At 65.4% G+C, this 15975-nt stretch carries 13 protein-coding genes; all 13 read right to left on the reverse strand.

From position 1 onward, the window contains the following. Positions 1 to 81: 81 nt before the first annotated feature. Positions 82 to 1404, reverse strand: a complete 1323-nt coding sequence (gene ftsA / locus BM374_RS28005) for a cell division protein FtsA (RefSeq protein ID WP_092299834.1) — start codon at positions 1402 to 1404, stop codon at positions 82 to 84. Then, a complete protein-coding gene (locus BM374_RS28010) occupies positions 1401 to 2429 on the reverse strand; it encodes a cell division protein FtsQ/DivIB (protein WP_092299839.1) in 1029 nt (342 codons plus the stop codon). Before BM374_RS28010 ends, ftsA begins: the two co-directional genes overlap by 4 nt. A gap of 347 nt (positions 2430 to 2776) precedes the next feature. Then, a complete protein-coding gene (locus BM374_RS28015; protein WP_177248574.1) occupies positions 2777 to 3763 on the reverse strand; it encodes a D-alanine--D-alanine ligase family protein in 987 nt (328 codons plus the stop codon). Positions 3764 to 3897: 134 nt separating this feature from the next. Continuing rightward, positions 3898 to 4815, reverse strand: a complete 918-nt coding sequence (murB, locus tag BM374_RS28020) for a UDP-N-acetylmuramate dehydrogenase (RefSeq protein WP_092299845.1) — start codon at positions 4813 to 4815, stop codon at positions 3898 to 3900. A gap of 4 nt (positions 4816 to 4819) precedes the next feature. Further along, positions 4820 to 6223 (reverse strand): UDP-N-acetylmuramate--L-alanine ligase, encoded by a 1404-nt coding sequence (gene murC, locus BM374_RS28025; RefSeq protein WP_092299848.1) that lies wholly within the window; start codon positions 6221 to 6223, stop codon positions 4820 to 4822. Between the two features lie 149 nt (positions 6224 to 6372). Then, on the reverse strand, positions 6373 to 7473 hold the full coding sequence (murG, locus tag BM374_RS28030) for an undecaprenyldiphospho-muramoylpentapeptide beta-N-acetylglucosaminyltransferase (protein WP_092299851.1): 1101 nt from the start codon (positions 7471 to 7473) through the stop codon (positions 6373 to 6375). Between the two features lie 81 nt (positions 7474 to 7554). After that, positions 7555 to 8706, reverse strand: coding sequence for a putative lipid II flippase FtsW (ftsW, locus tag BM374_RS28035; RefSeq protein ID WP_092299854.1), 1152 nt, complete (start codon positions 8704 to 8706; stop codon positions 7555 to 7557). Between the two features lie 233 nt (positions 8707 to 8939). Continuing rightward, complete coding sequence (locus tag BM374_RS28040; RefSeq protein ID WP_092299857.1) at positions 8940 to 9335, reverse strand: hypothetical protein; 396 nt, start codon at positions 9333 to 9335, stop codon at positions 8940 to 8942. Between the two features lie 2 nt (positions 9336 to 9337). Beyond that, on the reverse strand, positions 9338 to 10738 hold the full coding sequence (gene murD, locus BM374_RS28045) for a UDP-N-acetylmuramoyl-L-alanine--D-glutamate ligase (RefSeq protein ID WP_092299860.1): 1401 nt from the start codon (positions 10736 to 10738) through the stop codon (positions 9338 to 9340). 10 nt (positions 10739 to 10748) lie between these two features. Beyond that, positions 10749 to 11852 carry a phospho-N-acetylmuramoyl-pentapeptide-transferase gene (gene mraY, locus BM374_RS28050; RefSeq protein WP_092299863.1) on the reverse strand — a complete coding sequence of 368 codons (1104 nt, stop codon included), beginning with the start codon at positions 11850 to 11852 and terminating at the stop codon, positions 10749 to 10751. A 160-nt stretch (positions 11853 to 12012) separates the two neighbouring features. Continuing rightward, entirely contained in the window at positions 12013 to 13392 is a 1380-nt protein-coding gene (locus tag BM374_RS28055) for a UDP-N-acetylmuramoyl-tripeptide--D-alanyl-D-alanine ligase (RefSeq protein ID WP_092299865.1), read from the reverse strand. Continuing rightward, positions 13389 to 14846, reverse strand: a complete 1458-nt coding sequence (locus BM374_RS28060; protein ID WP_092299868.1) for a UDP-N-acetylmuramoyl-L-alanyl-D-glutamate--2,6-diaminopimelate ligase — start codon at positions 14844 to 14846, stop codon at positions 13389 to 13391. Before BM374_RS28060 ends, BM374_RS28055 begins: the two co-directional genes overlap by 4 nt. 83 nt (positions 14847 to 14929) lie before the next feature. Further along, the coding region (locus tag BM374_RS28065; protein ID WP_143270254.1) for a peptidoglycan D,D-transpeptidase FtsI family protein at positions 14930 to 15975 on the reverse strand (1046 nt) is incomplete at its 5' end.

Here is a 15975-nt window from a genome sequence, read left to right on the forward strand (position 1 = left end):
CTCTCGATCACGCGCGCGTGGGTTCGCCCCGGCCTGCGGCCGCGGGAGTTGGTGAAAATCGACATCTGTGGAAAGCGGTCATCAAAAGCCCTCGCGTAGCCATCGTCCGACCTTTCCGAAATAACCGCCGGTCCCTGTCCTGACCTGCTGCCGCGTATGCCGCGGTTCGACATGTTCGTGGTGAACATATTGCGGGTAGACGAGAAGTCCGGCCGGCACCGCGAACGCGGCGTTCTTCGCCTCGTTGGGCAACCGGCCAAAACCGAGCGGACGTCCGACCCGCACGGGCCGGCCGAGAATTTGCGTTCCAAGCTCGACGAGGCCGGTGAGCTGCGAGGCGCCGCCCGAGAGCACGACGCGGCCCTTGGGTTCTGCTGCGAAGGGCGAATCCTTCAGCTTGTCCCGAACCATTTCGAAGACTTCCTCGGCACGATGCTTGACGATATTGGCGATGGTGGCGCGCGAAACGATCTGCGGCAGATCCTGGTCGTCACCGGCCGTCGGCACAGACATCAGCTCACGCGAGTCCGATCCGCCGGTGATGACGGTTCCGTATAACGTCTTGATTCGCTCGGCATCGGCAATGGTGGCCGAGAGTCCGCGCGCGAGATCCATCGTGATGTGTTGCCCGCCGACCGCAAATCCGGCCGCGTGCACGAAGCGACCGCCGGAATAGACCGCGATCGTGGTGGTGCCCGCGCCCATCTCGACCACTGCGGCGCCGAGATCGGCCTCGTCGTCGGTCAGCACCGACAGCCCGGCCACATAGGGACTTGCCGCCATGGCCTCGACGTTGAGATGACAACGCTCTACGGCCAGCATCAGGTTGCGCGCCACGGTGGCGTCACAGGTGACGACGTTCATGTCGACGCCGAATTGATGTGCGACCATGCCGCGCGGATCGCGGATGCCCTTGACGCCGTCGAGCGTGTAGCCGACCGGCAGCGCATGCAGCACGGTACGGCCCTCGCCGGTGGCATGGCGCATGCCGGTGGAGGTGACGCGGCTGACGTCGGCCGGCGTCACCGCGCCGCCGCGAATGTCGGCGGCGGCTTCGACCAGCTGCCCCGCGAGCCGGCCGCCGGAGACCGACAGCAAAACGGATTCGACCCGCACCTTGGCCATTTTCTCGGCAATGCCGACGGCCTGTCGCACGGCCTGCTCACATTCGCCGAGATCGACCACCGCGCCGGCCTTCATGCCGCGCGACTGGATCTGGCTGTAGCCGATCAATTCCACCGCATGGGTGCGGCCGCGCAGCGCCTCGCTGGGCGCCGACGGTTTCAGCCGCGCGATCATGCAGGCGATCTTGCTGGTGCCAATGTCGAGGCATGCGACGAGGCCGCCGCGCTTGTGCGGCATCGGGCGCGTCTTCGGCGTCTGGGTGCGATCAAGACCGGTCATGCGGCGTCCCCGGCCTTCTTTTTCTTCTTGTCCTTGAACAGGTCCTCGCGCGCCTTGGCGGCGTCGTCGGACAGCTGCACCACCAGGCGGTCGGGCAGGCGCATGTCGATCGCGACGATGTCCTTCGAGAACAGCCTTTCGTCCTTGTCGAGCTTGGAGAGCGCAGCAAGCGCGTTGCCGACATCCTGCTCGGGCAGGCGGACGTCGAGACCGTCCTTCAACCTCAGATTCCAGCGCCGCTCACCGACATAGATCGCGGCTTTGGTCACCGAGTTCACCTGCGGATAACGGGCAAGCAGCGCCAGGAAGTCGCGGGCCTGGGTGTCGGCGCCCTTGCCGACCACGAGCGGCAGCGTCAGGAACCGACGCGAGACATAGGGCTCGAGCAGCGCACCATCGTCGGCGATGACGGAGAGCCGGCCGGCCTCCTGCCACAAGGCGAACGCCTTCCGCTCGGTGATTTCGATCATGAGCTGGCCCGGATAGAGCTTCAGCACGGTCGCATCCGCAATCCAGGGATTGGTCTTGAGCTTGTCGCGGACGTCGTCGGCATCGAGGAACAGCAGCGAGGAGCGGCCGCTGACGCCGCCGATCGCGAGGATCTCGTCCTGGCTGAGCTGCTTGCGGCCGTTGATCACGACGGAGGTGATGCGGAAGCCGGCTGAATTGGCCATGGCGTTGCGCGCGTCGCTGACGGCGGTGATGAAATCCTGGAGATGGCCGCCCTTGACTATGCCAAGAGCGCAGCTGCCGATCAGCAGCAGCACGGTCATGCTGATCCCGACCCGGCGCGGCAGATAGCGCTCGATCAGCGCGACAATGCGCGGCGGCGGCTCGCGCTCGACGAGGGCCTTGACCTTGATCTTCTGCCTGGCGGCGGCGCGCTTCTCTTGAAGTCTTTCCTGGCGCTTATCCTGCACCCACTCGCGCAGAAGCACGACCGCTCCGATAGCGGCCGCCTTCAGGTCAGCTTGGGGCCTCAGCGATCTCACAAACGACCGGGTGAGGCTTCCTGCACCATCCATTGCACGAGCTCGTCAACAGTTTGCCCGCGACACCGCGCGGGTCCTGGCGAACATGACGTCTCGGTCGTGCCGGGCCGGGTGATGGTCTTCGATCGAAGAAACCGCTCCCCTTCAAAGCGTTCGCCGGCCGGATACATCCGAAACGGCTCACGCGCCGGCAGCCAAAACGCCATATGCGCCGCCAGCGTTAACCTTCGGACGTCCTGGTAAACAAAAGGTAAAATTCGTTAACGCGGGATGCTTTTTGCCGAGGCAAGTGAGGCAGTTGCGCCACGATGTCCGGCATTTTACCGGTTTTGGCCGTCAAATTGGCCAATTTGGGCGGCCCGCCCGTTAACCAATCCTAATTATTTCCGCACCCGCCGCACGGCCAGCTCGATCAGGTCGCGGAGGAAGTCGACGAATGCGATGCCCTCGGCTTTCAGCGCCTTGGGGTAGAGCGAGGACTTGGTCAACCCCGGGAGCGTGTTGGTTTCGAGATAGACCAGCCCCTTCTCCGAGACGATGAAGTCGGAGCGGGAATAGCCAGAGCAGGACATGGCCCGGTGCGCCAGCATGGCCTGCCTCTTGAGCGCGGCGGTAACCTCGGGGGTGAAGCGGCCCGGGCAGATCTCCTGAGTCGTCGACAGCAGATATTTTGCGGCGTAATCGAAATTGCCCTCACCCGGAATGATCTCGATCGGGGGCAACGAGATGATCGAGCCGTCGGTGCGCTCCAGCACGCCGCAGGTCGCCTCGACCCCGGCGATGTAGGGCTCGATCACGTAGTCTTCGTGCTTGGCCGCATTGCGGACGGCGACGAGATCCTGCCTGGCGTTGACGAAGATCAGGCCGTAGCTCGATCCGTCGCGCGCAGGTTTTGCGATCAGCCTGCCATATTCGGCGAAAGCGTCATCGATGTCCTCGAGCGCGATGCCCGCAGGCGGCGTGACCCCACCGAGCGCGGCAAAGCGCTTGGCCGCGATCTTGTCGAAGGCGAGATGCGAGGAGGCCGAGCCGGAGCCGGTGAACGGCACACCACGCGCCTCGCACATCACTTGCAATTCGCCGTTCTCGGCGCAGCCGCCATGCAGGCTCAGCACCAGCACGCGGTCTTCCACCTTGGCCTGGTCGAGCGCCTGCGCCAGTGGAATGCCCCGCGTGCCGGGCTTGAACTCATCCTCGAAGGGCCGAGAATGTTCGAGCAGCTGCTTCGGCTGCACGAGGTGCACCTTGTCCTCGACATCCCAGAACCAGAGATCGGCCTCGGGCAGCGCCTGCTGCAACGCCTGGGCCGACGCGACGGAAACCAGACGCTCGCGGTTTGAGCCGCCGAAGAGGATGGTGGTGCGCATGTTCATAGCCCGAAATATCTCCAGTTCGTCATTCCGGGGCGCGACGAAGTCGCGAGCCCGGAATCCATTTCACCACCGTCACTGCCGCCCGATGGATTCCGGGTTCTCGCTTCGCGAGCCCGGTATGACGGTGACTATGAAACCCCGATCCGCTTGATTTCCCAGTGTAGCTCGATTCCGGAATTTGCCTTCACCCGTTCGCGCACGGTCTCGCCGAGCGTTTCGATGTCGTGCGCGGTGGCATCGCCGGTGTTGATCAGGAAATTGCAGTGCATCTCGGAGACCTGCGCGCCGCCGACGCGCAGGCCGCGGCAGCCGGCAGCATCCACCAGCTTCCAGGCGGAATGGCCGGGCGGATTCTTGAAGGTCGAGCCGCCGGTCTTTTCGCGGATCGGCTGCGCCGTCTCGCGGTGATTTTGCACTTCGGCCATCCGCGCGCGGATCGCTTCAGTGTCCCTGATCTCGCCGCGGAAACGCGCGGAGGTGAAGATGATCGAGGGATCGACGCCGCTGTTGCGATAGACGAATTTCATGTCGGCATTGGAAAAGACGTGCTTGGTGCCGTCGCGCCCGACGCCGCGCGCCTCGATCAGCACGTCCTTGGTCTCACCGCCATTGGCGCCCGCGTTCATGCGTAGCGCGCCGCCGATGGTGCCGGGAATACCGAAGTAGAACTCGAGCCCGCCGATATTGGCAGAAGCCGCGACCTCGGCGACGCGCTTATCGAGCGCAGCCGCGCCGGCGGTGACGACATCGCCGCCCGCAACGGCCTCACCAAAAGCGCGCGGCGAAAGGCGGATCACCACGCCCGCAATGCCGCCGTCGCGCACAATGAGATTGGAGCCGACGCCGACGACATAGACGGGAATGTCGGGTGCGAGATGCGCGAGGAAATAAGCGAGATCGTCCTCGTCCGCTGGTGTGAACAGCACCTGCGCCGGCCCCCCGACGCGAAACCAGGTCAACTCGGCCAGTGATTGGTTCGCAAGCAGCCGGCCGCGCAACTCCGGCATCGCGGCTTTGAGAGCGGGGGTGATGTCGAGAAATCCCACCGCCCTACCCCAGCGCCTTCAATTGATCCGGCAGCGCATAGGCCCATTGCGTGATGTTGCCGGCGCCGAGACACACGACGAGATCGCCCGACTTGGCCACTCCCTTAACGATGCCCGCAAGCTCCGAGGCTGTCGGCAGCGGGATCACCTCGCGGTGGCCGTGCGCGCGCAGGCCCGCGACGAAATGATCGCGATCGATGCCGTCGATCGGCGTCTCGCCTGCCGGATAAACATCTGCAGCGATCACTGTATCGGCGTCGTTGAAGCAGGTGCAGAATTCCTCGAACAGCGATTGCAGACGGGTGTAGCGATGCGGCTGCACCACGGCGATGATCTTGCCGTTGGTGGATTCGCGCGCCGCCTTCAGCACCGCCGCGATCTCGACGGGGTGATGACCGTAATCGTCGATCACGGTGACGCCGTTCCATTCGCCTGTCTTGGTGAAGCGGCGCTTGACGCCGCCGAAGCCGGTAATCGCCTTGCGGATCGCATCGTCCGACACGCCGAGCTCGCGCGCGACCGCGATCGCCGCCGTGGCGTTCGAGGCGTTATGACGCCCCGGCATCGGCAGCATGAGATCGGCGATCTCGTGCACGGCGCCGGTCTTGCGATCGCGGAACGCGACCTTGAACTTCGATCCGCCGCCCATCGGAGTGAGATCGAGCAGCCGCGCATCGGCTTGCGGATTTTCGCCGTAGGTGATGATGCGATGATCCTCGATCTTGCCGACGAGGCTTTGCACCACGGGATGATCGATGCACATCACGGCAAAGCCGTAGAACGGCAGGTTCTCGACGAAGTGCCGGAAGGCGTCCTGCACGGCATCGAACGTCTTGAAGTGGTCGAGATGCTCGGGGTCGACATTGGTGACGATCGCGACGTCCGTCGGCAGCTTCAGGAAGGTGCCGTCGCTCTCGTCGGCCTCCACCACCATCCAGTCGCCGGCACCGAGGCGCGCGTTGGAGCCGTAGGCGTTGATGATGCCGCCGTTGATCACGGTCGGATCGAGCCCGCCGGCATCGAGCAGGGTTGCGACCATCGTGGTCGTCGTGGTCTTGCCATGGGTGCCGGCGATCGCGACGCAGCTCTTCAGCCGCATCAGTTCGGCCAGCATCTCGGCGCGGCGCACCACGGGAATGCGCCGCTCACGCGCCGCCATCAATTCCGGATTGTCGCGCTTGATCGCGGTGGACACGACGACGACCTCGGCGCCATCGATGTTCTCGGCCTTGTGGCCGACCGAAACCTTCGCGCCTTTCTTGCGCAGACGGTCGAGATTGTAATTGTCCGACGCGTCCGAGCCCTGCACGGTATAGCCAAGATTGACCAGCACCTCGGCGATGCCGCTCATGCCGATCCCGCCGATCCCGACGAAGTGGATGGGTCCGATCTCGCGCGGCAGTCTCATGTGGTTTCCTTGGGGTCATCGTCCGCGAAGGCGGACGATCCAGTATTCCGCGACGCCTGAGATTCAAATCAGCTGCGTCGTGTACTGGATGCCCCGCTTTCGCGGGGCATGACAAGGGGCTTTTTTGACCATTCGGGGGCGGAACAGGCTCAGATTCCCGCGACTTTGACCACCAGATCGGCCAGCCGCTCGGCGGCGTCGAGCCGGCCTGCCCTTTTCGCCGCGGCAGCCATCGCAGCGAGGCGCACCGGTTCGGCAGCAAAGCCGGAGATCTCGGCAGCGAGGCGATCGGAGGTGAACTCGGTCTGCGGGATGCGGATGGCGCCCTCGACCTTGGCCAGCACGCCGGCATTGGCGAACTGGTCCTGGTCGATCGAGCCGGGCAGCGGCACCAGGATCGAGGGTCGGCCGATCGCGGCAAGCTCGGCCACCGTGCCGGCGCCGGAGCGCGATACCACGAGATGATTGGAGGCAAGCCGCGCCGGCAGATCCGTGAAGAATGGCGCCAGCTCGGCCTTGATCTTGAGCTTGTCGTAGACCGCGCGCACGCGGCTCATGTCCTCGTCGCGGACCTGCTGGGTCAGGATGAGCCGCCCCCACAGCGCGGGCTCAAGCCGCTCGATCGCACCGGGCACGATGTCGGCCATGATGCGCGCGCCCTGGCTGCCGCCGATGACGAGCAGGCGGAGCGGGCCATTTACTTCGGGGGCGGCGTAGGGCACGGCGGCAGCAGCGAGAACCGCCGGCCGCATCGGTGTGCCGACTGTCGTGGTTTTGCCCGCGAGCGCGGGATCACGGTCGAGCACGCCCGGCAGTGACGTCGCAATGGCTTGGACACGGCTCGACAAGAACCGGTTGGCGCGGCCGAGCACGGCGTTCGCGTCGTGGATGATCCCGGGCACGCCGGCGAACTTCGCCGCCAGCAGCGGCGGCAATGTCGGATAACCGCCGAAGCCGACGACAGCGGCCGGCTTCAATCGCTTGATCAGGCGATAGGCCGACAGCGTGCCGGTGGCGAGCGTCAAGCCGGCATAGGCGATCTGCAGCGGATTACGGCCGCGCGCGGTCTCGCTCGCGACGACGTCGATCATGTCCTTGCTGAACAGCCCGCTGTAGCGCAGCGCGCGCTCATCGGTGACGAGGCGCACGCGAAAGCCGCGCCGGATCAATTCGACGCCGAGCGCCTCGGCCGGAAACAGATGGCCGCCAGTGCCGCCCGCGGCGAGAAGAATCAGGGGGGATGGATCCATGGTGGCCGTATTTACAGGGAAAGGCCGATCATTGCGAGCCAGCTACGGCTCTGCGCTCCGCTTGTCCGGGACACGAGACCATCAAGCGTAGCTGCGCATCGCGTCGGCGCGGCCGCTGGCCTCGACCTCGGTGCGTGGACGCAGCCGCGTCAGCGCCAGCATCATGCCGACCCCGTAGGCCAGCGAGACGATCGAGGAACCGCCGTACGAAATGAACGGCAGCGTCATGCCCTTGGCAGGAATGAGCTGAAGGTTGACCGACATGTTGATCGCCGCCTGCACGCCGAACAGGATCGCTAGCCCGGAGGCCGCGAAGCGCGAGAACATGTCCTCATTGGCATAGGCCCGCGACAGCGTGCGGATCACGACGAAGGCGAACAGCGCCAACATGGCAAGACACAGGATGATGCCGAACTCTTCGGCCGCGACCGCGAACACGAAGTCGGTGTGGCTGTCCGGCAGGCTGCGCTTTGCGATGCCCTCGCCCGGCCCGAGGCCGAACCAACCGCCGTTGTAAAAGGCTTCCATCGCGGTATCGACCTGGAAGGTGTCGCCGGAGGCCGGATTCATGAAGCGCTTGATGCGGCCAGCCACGTGCGGGACGAACAAATAGGCGCTGAACAGGCCGGCCGCGCCGAGGCCCGCCAGGCCAAAGACCCAGATCATGCGCATGCCCGCGATGAAGAACAGCGAGCCCCAGACCATCAGGATCAGCATGGTCTGGCCGAAGTCCGGCTCCATCACCAAGAGCGACACCAGCATCAACAGCAGCACCAGCGCCATCGAGGTCGCCGGCATTTCCGGCCGCTTGGTCGATTCCGCGAACAGCCAGGCAGCGATGACGACGAAGGATGGTTTGGCGATTTCGGAGGCCTGGATGTTGACGCCGATGAGCGTGATCCAGCGCCGCGAGCCCTTCACCTCGGGGCCGATGGCGAGCGTCACCACGATCAGGATGATGCTGACCGCGAAGATGATCAGCGCACTACGCCGGATCGAGCGCGGCGACAGGAAGGACACCCCGATCAGCACCAGAAACGACGGCACCAGGAACATCACGTGACGATTGAAGAAGTGGAAGGGATCGAGCCCGATGCGGGTCGCGACCGGCGGGCTCGCCGCCAGCGACAGTATGACGCCGGTCAGCATCAACACCAGGATCGCGCCGAGCAGCGGCTTGTCGACGGTCCACCACCACTCGGTAAAGGGGGTGCGTTCTTCACGGGAGAGCATGGGCGGCCGCTTTCGGACAGAGGTCCGTCCATTGGTCGCCGAGGTTGGTTACCGGGGGGTTAAGGGAACGGATGAAGTTTTCGCCAGTGCGTGCCCCGGACGCAGCGCAGCGTCCCCGGCGATGCGAAGCATCGTCCGGTGCGATGCGCTGCAGAGCCGCGGCCCACCGCCTCCCGGGTCCCGGCTCTGCGGAGCGTCACTTCGTGCCGCACCGCGTCCGGGACACGAGAGCCCTATTCGTAATAGATCGCGACATCCCCCGCGCGCTGATCGCGTTTGTCGACCTGGCTTGGCTCGGGGATGAAACCGATCCTGACCGCCCGCTCGCTGCTCCAGGCAACGACCACCTCGAGATGTCCGCGCACACTGACAAAGGTCGGCGTGCTTTCGGGCGAGAACGTCCGGCCGCGCGCCACGACGCTGGCTTGCGTGCTGTCCGGAACTGACGCTCCGCATGTCTTCCAGACCACGACGACCAGTTGACTGCCGCTCGGGGACGCAAACGCACGCTGGCGAACGACGCGGCATGCGCCAAGTCCGCTCATGACGTTGTCGATGAGGACAACACAGAGGAAGCCGACCGGAACAGCAAGAGCGACGACAAGTCCGATCCAGCGTCGCCGCAACATCCTCACACCACCGGCTTCACACCCGGCAGCGCCTGCACCAGCTCGCGGAACCTGGTGCCGCGGATTTCGAAGTTGCGGTACTGGTCGAACGACGCACAGGCCGGCGACAGCAGCACGACGGCGTCGGCGAGGTCGGACGCTTCGGCATCGCGCGCCGCGTGCTCGACCGCGACGTCGAGCGTCTGGCTGATCTCGTGCGCGACTTCGCTGCCGAGCGTTCCGGAAAATTCCTCAGCAGCCTCGCCGATCAGATAGGCCTTGCGGATGCGGGGGAAGAAGCCTGTCAGGCCAGTGATGCCGCCCGCCTTCGGCTTGCCGCCGGCGATCCAGAAGATGTCGGCGAAGGACGACAGCGCGTGCGCGCTGGCATCGGCATTGGTGCCCTTGGAATCATTGACGAACAGCACGTTGCCGCGGCGGCCGACCTGCTCCATGCGGTGCGCCAGGCCCGGAAAGCTGCGCAGGCCATTTTGCAACACGTCCTGGCTGATACCCATCGCGAGTGCGGCGGCGGCGGCACACGCCGCGTTCTGCGCATTGTGCAGGCCGCGCAGCGAGCCGATGCCGCCGAGCGTGGCGATCTCGCTGCGCGCGCCGCCCGAGGTGCGCACGATGGTGCCGTGCTCGACATGAATGCCTGAAGCCAGCGGGTTCTTGACGGAAATCCGCACGACGTTCTTGCCGGTGCGGTCGAGCCGGTCCGCGATGTCGCGGCAATAGCCGTCATCGACGCCCACGATCGAGGTGCCGTTTGTCTGCACGTTGGCGACGAGGCGCTCCTTTACCGCTGCATAGTGCGCGATGGTGCCGTGACGATCGATGTGATCTTCGCTGACGTTGAGCAGGATGCCGACGGACGGGTCGAGCGAGGGCGTGAGGTCGATCTGATAGGACGACATCTCGATAACGTGGACGCGGCCCATCCGCGGCGGCTCCAGCGAAAGGATCGCGGTGCCGATATTGCCGCCCATCTGGGTATCGTAGCCGGCGACCTTCGTCAGATGCGCGATCAGGGCCGTCGTGGTCGACTTGCCGTTGGTGCCGGTGATGGCGACGAACGGCGCGTCCGGCGCATGACGGCGGCGCTCGCGGCAGAACAGCTCGATGTCGCCGATCACCTCGACGCCGGCCTCCTGCGCCTTCAGCACGCTCCAGTGCGGCACTGGATGAGTGAGCGGCACGCCGGGCGCGAGCACGAGCGCGGCGAATTTCGCCCAGGAGACATTGCGCAGATCCGCGGTGACGAAACCGGCCTGTGCCGCCTTGGCGACGTTTTCGCCATTGTCGTCGGCGGCGATCACCTCGGCGCCGCCGGCCTTCAGCGCGTGGCAGGAGGCGAGCCCCGAGCCGCCGAGGCCGAACACCGCGACCGTCTTGCCGGCGAAGGATGTGACCGGGATCATCGAGATACCGTCAGCGCAGCTTCAGCGTGGAGAGGCCGGCGAGCGCCAGCATCACCGAAATGATCCAGAAACGAATCACGATCTGCGGCTCGGTCCAGCCGAGCTGCTCGAAATGGTGATGGATCGGCGCCATGCGGAAGATGCGCTTGCCCGTCAGCTTGAACGACACCACCTGCACGATGACGGAGACCGCCTCCAGCACGAACAGCCCGCCGATCACCGCAAGCACGATCTCGTGTTTCACCGCGACAGCGATCGAACCCAGCATGCCCCCGAGCGCGAGCGAGCCGGTGTCGCCCATGAAGATCGAGGCCGGCGGCGCGTTGAACCAGAGAAAGCCGAGCCCGGCCCCGAGCAGAGCGCCGCAGAGCACCGCAAGCTCGCCGGTGCCGGCGACATATTTGATCTGGAGATAGTCGGCGAACACCGCGTTGCCGGCGAGATAGGCAATCATGGCAAAGCTTGCGGTCGCGATCATCACGGGCACGATGGCGAGGCCGTCGAGACCGTCGGTGAGGTTCACCGCATTGCCGGCGCCGACGATGACGAAGGCGCCGAACACGACGAAGAACCAGCCGAAATGCAGCACGGTGTCCTTCAGGAAGGGAATCGTCAGCGCGGTCGACGCTGGATCACGGTTCAGCCGCACCAGCGCATAGCAGGCGGCCAGCGCGATGATCGCTTCGATCAAAAGGCGCAGCTTGCCGCCGAACCCGCTCGTGGTCTGCTTGGTGACCTTGAGGTAGTCGTCATAAAATCCGACGAAGCCGAAGCCGAGGGTCACCGCCAGCACGATCCAGACATAGGGGTTGAGCGGATTGCACCACAGCACGGTGCCGACCGTGAGGCCGGACAGGATCATCAGCCCGCCCATGGTGGGCGTGCCCTTCTTGGCCAGATGCGATTGTGGGCCATCGGTGCGGATCGGCTGGCCCTTGCCCTGGCGGATGCGCAGGTGATCGATGATCCAGGGCCCGAACAGGAACACGAACAGCGCGCCGGTGACGATGGCGCCGCCGGTGCGGAAGGTGATGTAGCGGAAGACGTTGAGAACGGTGCGCACCGCACCGACGCCCGGAAATGTGTTGGAGAGGTCGATCAGCCAGTAAAACATTCAGACGGTCCTATGGCGCCTTTCGCACGCGGCCTTCGCCTGGCCTCAACGTGTCTCACGCGCATTCGCTGGTCTTGATCATGGGGTCGAGCGACCTCAAGAAACCGAACGGCGGCGCGCCGCAAAGGGTGGGATTCGGGAACTGCGCCTTCCAAGCAGTTTACGCCTTTGCCTGCAAGGCGGCCACTAGGCCCGGCACAAACTTGTTGACCCAGAACATCTTCTTGCTGCCCTTGACAACCACGACATCGCCTGCCTTCAGCAGGCTAGCTACCTCGCCCGCCTTCAGTGTGGCGGGATCGTCGTGCCAGCCGAGCCCTTTGCCGGATGGAAGCACCTCGTAAAGGTGGCGCATCAGGGGGCCGACGCAATAGATGCCGTCGATGCCGTCGAGATGAGCGGCGAGCGCGGTGTGGTAGTGAGGTGCGTTCTCGCCAAGTTCCAGCATGTCACCGAGCACCGCGATGCGGCGGCCGCCGCTCGTGTTGCGGGCCTGAAGGCTCTGCAGCGCAGCCGTCACGCTCGCCGGATTGCCGTTGAAGCTGTCGTCGATCACGGTGACACCGCCGACCGCCTGCTCCACGCCGCGGCCGGTCATGATGCCGACGCGCTCAAGCTTGATCGCAAGCGTCGCCACATCGAGATGGGCGGCATGAACAGACGCAAGGGCAGCAAGCGCATTCTGCACCCGGTGCGGCGCGCCCGGCGTCAGGCTGAAGGCGATCTCCTTCTTGCCGACGCCGGCCACGACCTGCCAGCTCTCGCCGTGCGGCGCGTGCGTGACCTCGTGCACTTCGGCCTTCTCGCCGAAGCGCACCACCTTGCCTTTCCAGTCAGGCGCCTTGATTCCAGCCGGCAGCACCAGCACGCCATCCTCAGGCAGGCCGTGCGCGATCGACACCTTCTCGCGCCTGATGGCATCGAGCGAGCCGAGCTTCTCCAGATGTACCGGCTGGACGTTGACGACCAGCGCGACCGTCGGCCGCGTCAATTCGCTGAGCCGCGCGATCTCGCCGGCCTGGTTCATGCCCATCTCGACGACCCAGAGGCTGGCGTCGGGTCGCGCATTGCACAGCGTCAGCGGCACGCCCCAGAAATTGTTGAAGCTCGAGGGGCTCGCATAGGCATTGGGATAGGCCGCGAGGAACTCCTTGGTGCTGGTCTTGCCGGCGCTGCCGGTGAGGCCGATCACCGGCCCTTTGAAGCGCGCACGTGCGGCGCGCGCGAGCCCCCAGAGGCCGTCGATCAGCGTGTCCTTCACGACGATCTGCGGAACGCGGATGCCCGCGATCTCGTGCGGCACGATCATCGCGACCGCGCCCGAGGCTTCCGCCTTATCAGCGAACTCCCAGCCGTCGCGCGCGCTGGCGAAGGCCGAAACGAAACCGCCGCTCGGCGTGCCCGATAGCGCCACGAACAGGCTGCCCGGCTTCACCAGGCGGCTGTCCTGCGTGACGAAATCGATCGTGGTGTCCGGGAATGATCCGGTCGCGCCCAGCACGCGCGCCACCTCGGCGACCGTCCATAATGGCCCGCTCATGCGTCCCTCGATGCCAATGCGGCGGCGACCGCCTCGTGATCACTGAACGGCAGAACCTTGCCGCCGACGATTTGGCCGGTCTCGTGCCCCTTGCCGGCGACGAGCAGCGCATCGCCCTCTTCGAGCTCCTCGATCGCGGCGCGGATCGCGGCGGCGCGGTCGCCGATTTCGCGCGCGCCCTTGGCGGCGGCGAGGATCGCGGCGCGAATGGCTTCCGGCTTCTCGCTGCGCGGATTGTCGTCGGTGACAATGACGCGATCGGCATTTTGAGCGGCGATCTCGCCCATGATCGGCCGCTTGCCGGCATCGCGATCACCGCCGGCGCCGAAGACGACGATCAGTCTGCGCCTGGCGTAAGGGCGCAGCGCTTGCAGCGCCTTCGCCAGCGCGTCGGGCTTGTGCGCGTAGTCGACGAAAACAGGCGCGCCGTTGCGCTCGCCGACGCGCTCGAGCCGGCCCTTGGCGCCTTCGAGATGCTCGAGGCTGGCAAACACGTCTGCCGCATCGCTGCCGGTGCCGATGGCAAGGCCGGCCGAGACCAGTGCGTTCTCGATCTGGAATTCGCCGACCAGCGGCAGCCGGACCGCATGGGCCCTGCCACGATGTTCGAGCGAAAGCTCTTGCGAGAAGCCTTCGACCGCGGCATCGACGAGACGAATGCCCTCGCCTGCCCCATCGCCGTTGCGGCCCACCGCCATCACGTGCAGACCACGTGCCTTCGCGGCATCGATCGCTTCCGCCGAGCAGTCATGATCGGCCGAGATCACGGCGGCGCCACTGGGCGGAATGAGCTCCCGGAACAGCCTGAGCTTTGCCGCGAGATAGTGCGCGACGGTCGGATGATAATCCATGTGGTCGCGCGACAGATTGGTGAAGCCGCCGGCGGAAATCCGCACGCCATCGAGGCGGTATTGATCGAGGCCGTGCGAGGACGCCTCGAACGCAAGATGCGTCACGCCCTCGCGCGCGATCTCGTCGAGCTGGCGATGCAAGGCTATCGGATCCGGCGTGGTCAGCGAGCCGTAGACGGTACGCTTCGGTGAGACGAGGCCGATGGTGCCGATGCTGGCCGAAGCATGGCCCAGCCGCTCCCATATCTGGCGGGTGAACGCGGCGACCGAGGTCTTGCCGCTGGTTCCGGTGACTGCGGCAATGGTCGCAGGCTGCGCCGGGAAAAACCTTGCCGCAGCCAGCGCCAGCGCGCGGCGTGGGTTGGCGACAGCGACGAAGGCCACCTTGCAGCCGTCAGGCGCGTGATCGCCGACCACGGCTACGGCGCCGGCGGCAACGGCTGCATCGATGAACCGCGCGCCATCGGTTTTGCTGCCTGATAGCGCGAAGAAGAGATCGCCCGGCTTGACCACGCGGCTGTCGAGCGCAACACCTGTTACATCGAGCGCCGCAACAGCGGGCTCTATTGCGGCATCATTGCCTAGAAGTTCACGCAGCTTCATGGTCTTCCGGTCGACATGCCGCGCCAGAGAGCCGAATCGTCAGGAAAAGCCGAATCAGCACCGGCGATGGCCACCCGGATTGATTACTGGGTTGTCCTGGATGCTGCAAGAATAAGGCGGTCCGCAGGCGGCAGGTCGTAGCGCGGCTCGATGCCGAGAAGCGGTCCGATACGGGTGATGACGTTGCCCGCCGTCGGAACGGCGTTCCAGCCCGAGGTGATGAAACCGTAGGTTTCCTTCAGTGGCTGCGGCTCGTCCAGCATGATCAGGAGCTGATATTTCGGCTTGTCCGCCGGCAGAATCGCGGTGAATGCCGTCAGCACCCGCTTCTTGGCATAACGGCCGTTGACCACCTTTTCCGCGGTGCCGGTCTTGCCGCCGATATAATAGCCCTTCACGTCCGCCTTGCGCGCCGTGCCGATTTCGGCGTTCAGCCGCATCAGGAAGCGCATCTTGTCCGACGTCTCGGGCTTGATCACGCGCTTGGCGATCGCCCGCGCCTCCTCCTCGGAGCGCTTGAGGAAGGTCGGCGGAATCAGAAGGCCGCCATTGGCGAGCGCGCTGACGCCCATCACGGCCTGCAGCGGCGCGACCGCGATGCCGTGACCGAACGCGATGGTGATGGTGTTGAGATCGCCCCAATGCCGCGGCACGATCGGCGAGGCGCTTTCCGGCAGCTCAGTGCGGAGCCGCTCGAGCTGGCCCATCTTGCGCAGGAACGCCTTGTGCGCTTCCACGCCCTGCGACAGCGCAATTCGCGCCGCGCCCACGTTGGAGGAGAAGGTGAACACCTCCTTCATGTTGAGGAAGCGGCCCTTCGGCTCGTCGTCATGGATGGCGAACTTGCCGTAGTGCAGCGGCCCGCGCGCATCCCACAGCGAATCGAGGCCGTATTTGCCGGTGTCGAGCGCCATCGCGAGCGTGAACGCCTTGAAGGTCGAGCCCATCTCGTAGACGCCTGTGGTCAGGCGGTTGATGCGATCAGGGTCGTGGGCTTCCTTCGGATTGTTCGGGTCGAAATCCGGAACCGAGACCATGGCCACGATCTCGCCGGTGTTGACGTTGGTGACGAGGCCGGAGGCGGCCTTGGCGTGGAATTTTTCCTTGGCCTTGAGCAGCTCGTCGCGCA

This window comes from Bradyrhizobium sp. Ghvi (genome assembly GCF_900115265.1).
Taxonomy (GTDB): domain Bacteria; phylum Pseudomonadota; class Alphaproteobacteria; order Rhizobiales; family Xanthobacteraceae; genus Bradyrhizobium.